Here is a 5,318-nt window from a genome sequence, read left to right on the forward strand (position 1 = left end):
CACGACCTTGCCAAGGTCGGGGTCGCGAGTTCGAGTCTCGTTTCCCGCTCCAATCTCTCTTCGAAGTTTTCATAATCCCTTTGAATTGCCTTTCACATCGCGTTGCGATGCTTTGTCGTATCTGGCGTTTACTCAGCGTGTCTCTGCCGCCTTCTGCAAACAAGGGGGGCTTACTCTATGGGCTGATCGAGGCAAGCGGTTGTGACAGGTGGTGGGAGGCGAGAATTGCGGGAAAAAAGAGGAGGGGCCTTGGCTCCTCCTGCATGGTTCACTGGCGCGGGCTTAGACCAGAGTAACGTTCTCAGCCTGAGGGCCTTTTTTGCCCTGGGTCACAGTGAACTGGACTTTTTGACCTTCAGCCAGGGTTTTGAAACCGGTGCTCTGGATGGAGGAGAAGTGAACGAATACGTCCGGACCCTGGGATTGTTCAATAAAGCCAAAACCCTTGGTTTCGTTGAACCATTTTACCTGGCCGGTGCGAATGTCAGACATGTGCTAAATCCTATCAATAACAAAATGAAACTAAGCCCGTGCTGGGCTGCATTTGCCTCGCAAGCAGGGGTTGGCTCATGACTGACCACGTCTCTTTGTCCCAGTAGCACGTAGAACAATCCCTGTCTAAAGCACAAACGATTGTACGTTAGCGCCGATCCTTGTCAATTTGACCCCTTTCGTTTTTTGAACAAGCTAAAAATATTGTGAAGTCAGTAGCTTATTTGAAGATTTTTGACTGAAAAAAACGGGAGGCCAGCGCCTCCCGTGTTGTTACTCTTTGAGGGCGAACCCTTCGCCCTGCCGGTCGTAGCGATAGATGGCCTGACCGTAGGAGCGGATCTCCACCCGCTGGATGCGGCGGGTGTCGTCCACCAGGATGAAGATGGCGCGGCCCGATTGCAGGCGGGTCAGGGGGCGATCCGGCCCCTCGATGGCGATCAGGCGGCTCAGCTCGGCACCTGGCAACTCGAATTTGCGCCAGATGGAGTAGAGCGTTTCTCCGGCTTGCACATCGTGTTGCAGCCAGGTGCCATCAACCTTCTCTTCGACCGGTTTGGCTGGTACGGCTGCACTGCCTGCCGCGCCATTGCCGACAGTTAGAGCCTGAGCAGGCACGGCCAGCGGTACTTCCAGCGAGCCGGAAGGGGCGGCCTTGGGGGCGGACGGAGCAGGCTCCCAGGCCAGTACCAGCAGCCAGAGCGGGATCAGGATCATCAGACCTATGGTGTTCTTGCGCGGCAGCGGGCTGCCCAGCTTGAATTTGCCTGTGCTGGCACTCTGGCTGCGTGGGGCGGGCTGTTGCTCTTTCTTGCCAAATCGTTGGCGCAAGGACTCTGTTGCTGCATTGATACGATGGAGCAGGGATACTTGTGATTCGTCTTGGCGACGCTGCTGGGCTCGTCTGTTATGGCCTCGTGGGCGACGGTCCGGGGTGGGCACGGCATTTACCTCTCACTACATTGCCTGCCATCAGGCAAATTCGTCGCCTATGGTAAACGGACTCGCCCCCGAGGGGGAGAGTCCTGAGGCGGAAAATTATCAGCTGAGACGAAATTGACCCAATAATTGCTGCAATTCATCGGCCGCCTGACGCAAAGCCTGACTGGCTTTGGCCGTGTCGGTCGCATCCTGAGCAATGTCGTTGGCCAGTGCGTTGGTTTTTGACAGGTTGCCGGAGACGGTCTCGGAGACCGAGCTCTGCTCTTCGGCGGCGGAGGCGATCTGGTAGGTCATGTCGTTGATGGTGGAGATGGCCTGGTAGATGCTGCCGATCGCTTCTTCCGCCAGATCCGCTTCGCTCACCGCCTGATGGGTCAGCTGCTGGCTCTGGGTGATGGCATTGACCGCATTGGTGGAGCTGTGGCGGATTTTCTCGATCAGCTCCTGGGTGTTCTGTACCGCCTGCTGGGTATTGCCAGCCAGTTTGCGTACCTCGTCGGCCACCACAGCAAAGCCGCGCCCCTGTTCACCAGCCCGGGCAGCCTCGATGGCTGCGTTGAGGGCCAGCAGGTTGGTCTGGTCGGCAATCCCCTGAATGACGGTGAGGATGCTGGTGATCTGGGCGCTGTCGTGGGCCAGCCCTTCCACCACTTCGGCCCCTTTACCGGCCTCTGCCGCGACCTTGTGCATCGACAGGATCACCTGCTGGAAGCGCTCCTTGCCCTGATCGGCCGCGCTTTGCGCCTGTTTGGCCGAGTCGGCGGTGTTGTTGGCGTGGGTGGCGACCTCCTGACTGACGTAGGACATCTCCTGTACCGCGGTCAGCATTTGTTCCATCTCCGCCTGGTGGTGGTGCAGGTTGCTGTCGGTCTGACCGGCGATGCGGTCGGTGTCACCGGCGTAGCGGTTCACCTCGCTAGCAGTCTTGAGCACATCCCCGAGCAGCCCTTGCAGCTTGTCGATAAAGCGGTTGATCCCCTTGGCGAGCTCCCCCAACTCATCCACCGAGCGGGTTGCGAGGCGCTTGGTGAGATCCCCTTCACCATCGGCGATGTCATCCACCAGGCTGACCATCTGACGGATGGGGCCTGTGATGCTGCGAGCAATCACCAGCATGGTGACCAGCGCCAGCGCCAGTACGATAAAGGCGCCGACCAGCTGCTGGCTCACAGCGGTGCGGTTCATCTCATTGAGCTGGCTCTCCAGCTGATCAGCTCCTGCCAGTACCACCTTGTAGGGCAGGGTGACGATGATGGCCCAGTTGCGGCTCATTCCCGGCACCATGATGGGGACGGAAATACGGAATGACTCGTCCAGCTCCTGACGCTGAACTTCCGGTTTTAGGTACTGCAGCCACTGGTTGCCCAGCACCTTACTTGCGCTGCTGCCGAGCAGGCTGGCATCGCCGCTGGTGCCGGTGATGACACCGGCGGCGCTGACGATCAGGGTCTCCCCCTGGCCATCATAGATATTGCTGTTGAGGCTCTTGGCCTGACGGCTGATGGAGTCCACTGCCAAGTCCAGCGCTGCGATCCCTTTGAACTGACGATCCACCATGATGGGGGTGGTGATGGTGCTCACCAGTACTTGCTGGCCGTTGATATCCACCTTGAAGGGATCGATGAGGCAGGAGCGCCCCTCCCGTTTCGGGCAGGCGTAGTAGTCGTTGGCGGGATTGCCGAATTCGTCCGGGTCGTTTTTTTCGATGGAGAACAGCAGATCTGTGCCGACTTGATCCTTGTCGCGATAGAAGTAGGGCACGAAGCGCCCCTTGTCGTCACTGCCTAGCGCACGCTGGCCTGCGAAGACGGCATCCTGACCGTCGAAACCGTTGGGCTCGAAGCCGGCAAAGGTGCCATAAAGCTGGGGATCCAGCGCCAGTTGTGCCTTGAGCAGGTCGGTCGCCTGCTGGCGATCCAGCGGCAGTTTTCCCTGTTGTTGCAGGGCGAGGGCGCTGGCCATCTGCTGGGTGTAGGAGAGCCCTTTTTGCAGCAACTGGGTGATGGTGGCCGCCTCTGCGCGGGCATTGGCGCTGACCTTCTGCCATGCCTCCTGCTGCAGCGCTTCACGGCTGGATCTGATGGTGAGTTGTTGGGTCTGTTGGCCGGAGTATTGGTTGAGCAGGATCAGGATGACCAGGGCTGCGGTCATGGCGATCCCGGCCATCACAAGAATGCGATTCTGGATAGAACGGAACTGCATCGTCTCTTCCTTGTTCGTGAGAAGTGTGGTGAGCGTTATTTGGGTATCGACCGGAGGAGGCAGCTCTCCAGTATTGTGCATAGCAAATCGGAAACGGGGCTTCTGTTTTGCGATCCTCTTCAAATATCGGGTTACAGATACAAATGGCGACAGATTTAATTCCCTACTTTAGCCCGCAATGGCGTCATGGTTTTCCCATCCGTGATTGTCGGTGCTAAAATGCGACGGTTTTTTTAACGAATTGGCCCAAGGCCCTCTACACAAGGCTTAAAGATGAAAGTCAAAACCCGTTTTGCTCCCAGCCCGACCGGCTTTTTGCATGTCGGCGGTGCCCGTACCGCACTCTATTCCTGGTTGTTTGCAAAGAACCAGGGCGGTGAGTTCGTGCTGCGTATTGAGGATACCGACCTGGAACGTTCCACTCAGGAGGCGATCGACGCCATCATTGAGGGCATGGAATGGCTGGAGCTGAACTGGGATGAGGGCCCCTACTACCAGACCAAGCGCTTCGATCGCTACAACGGTCTGATCGACGAGATGCTGGCTGATGGCCGCGCCTACAAGTGCTACTGCTCCAAGGAGCGTCTGGAAGCGCTGCGTGAAGGCCAGATGGCCAACGGCGAGAAGCCCCGCTACGACGGCAAGTGCCGCGACCACGCCCATGACCACCCGGCCGATGCGCCGCACGTGATCCGCTTCCGCAACCCGACCGAAGGTTCAGTGGTGTTCGATGACCACGTCCGTGGCCGCATCGAGTTTGCCAACACCGAGCTGGACGATCTGATCATTCGCCGTACCGACGGCGCGCCGACCTACAACTTCTGTGTTGTAGTCGATGACTGGGATATGGAGATCACCCACGTGGTGCGTGGCGAAGACCACATCAACAACACCCCGCGCCAGATCAACATCTACAAGGCCCTGAACGCGCCGGTACCGGAGTTTGCCCACGTCTCCATGATCCTGGGTGATGACGGTGCCAAGCTCTCCAAGCGCCACGGTGCAGTCTCTGTAATGCAGTACCGCGACGATGGTTACCTGCCGGAAGCGCTGCTGAACTACCTGGTGCGTCTGGGCTGGTCCCACGGCGATCAGGAGATCTTCAGCCTGGAAGAGATGATCAAGCTGTTCAGCCTGGATGCCATCTCCAAGTCTGCCTCCGCCTTCAACACCGACAAGCTGCTGTGGCTGAACAACCACTACATGCGCAGCCTGGATCCGGCTTATGTTGCCAAGCATCTGGCATGGCACATGGAAAACCAGAAGATCGACACCAGCAATGGCCCGGCGCTGGCCGAGGTAGTCACCCTGCTGGCCGAGCGCTGCAACACTCTGGTCGAGATGGCCGCCCAGAGCCGCTACCTGTTCGAAGATTTTGAGGCGATCGACGAAGCGGCTGCCAAGAAGCACCTGCGTGGCGTGGCTGCCGAGCCGCTGGCTCTGGCCAAGACCAAGCTGGCTGCACTGGATAGCTGGACCACCGAAGCGCTGCACGAGCTGATTGAAGCCACTGCCGCCGAGCTGGGTCAGGGCATGGGCAAGGTCGGCATGCCGCTGCGCGTGGCTGTCACCGGTCTGGGCCAGTCCCCCGGCATCGACGCCGTGATGGCGCTGGTCGGCAAAGAACGGGTACTGGCGCGTATCGATCGCGCACTGGCCTACATCGAAGCCCGCATGGCTGC

The 5,318-nt window shown here is 58.9% G+C and carries 4 protein-coding genes; 1 reads left to right on the forward strand and 3 read right to left on the reverse strand.

The window, feature by feature from the left end; genetic code table 11:
- Nucleotides 1-282: 282 nt before the first annotated feature.
- From ACRAUW_RS16610 to ACRAUW_RS16620, 3 genes are all read right to left on the reverse strand, one after another.
- On the reverse strand, nucleotides 283-492 hold the full coding sequence (locus ACRAUW_RS16610) for a cold-shock protein (protein WP_005338972.1): 210 nt from the start codon (nucleotides 490-492) through the stop codon (nucleotides 283-285).
- 273 nt (nucleotides 493-765) lie between these two features.
- Nucleotides 766-1,434 (reverse strand): LysM-like peptidoglycan-binding domain-containing protein, encoded by a 669-nt coding sequence (locus ACRAUW_RS16615; protein ID WP_431363165.1) that lies wholly within the window; start codon nucleotides 1,432-1,434, stop codon nucleotides 766-768.
- A gap of 99 nt (nucleotides 1,435-1,533) precedes the next feature.
- Nucleotides 1,534-3,636, reverse strand: a complete 2,103-nt coding sequence (locus ACRAUW_RS16620; protein ID WP_431363166.1) for a methyl-accepting chemotaxis protein — start codon at nucleotides 3,634-3,636, stop codon at nucleotides 1,534-1,536.
- Between the two features lie 273 nt (nucleotides 3,637-3,909).
- On the opposite strand from ACRAUW_RS16620, the gene gltX reads away from it, so the two are divergent.
- Nucleotides 3,910-5,318: glutamate--tRNA ligase (gene gltX, locus ACRAUW_RS16625; protein WP_431363167.1), on the forward strand; the 1,409-nt coding region annotated here is incomplete at its 3' end.

The organism is Aeromonas sp., assembly GCF_050633025.1.
Lineage (GTDB): Bacteria > Pseudomonadota > Gammaproteobacteria > Enterobacterales > Aeromonadaceae > Aeromonas.

Bases quoted from the DNA above. Each gene is read 5' to 3' on its own strand.
- ACRAUW_RS16610 (WP_005338972.1), bottom strand. From the start codon at position 492: ATGTCTGACATTCGCACCGGCCAGGTAAAATGGTTCAACGAAACCAAG.
- ACRAUW_RS16620 (WP_431363166.1), bottom strand. From the start codon at position 3,636: ATGCAGTTCCGTTCTATCCAGAATCGCATTCTTGTGATGGCCGGGATC.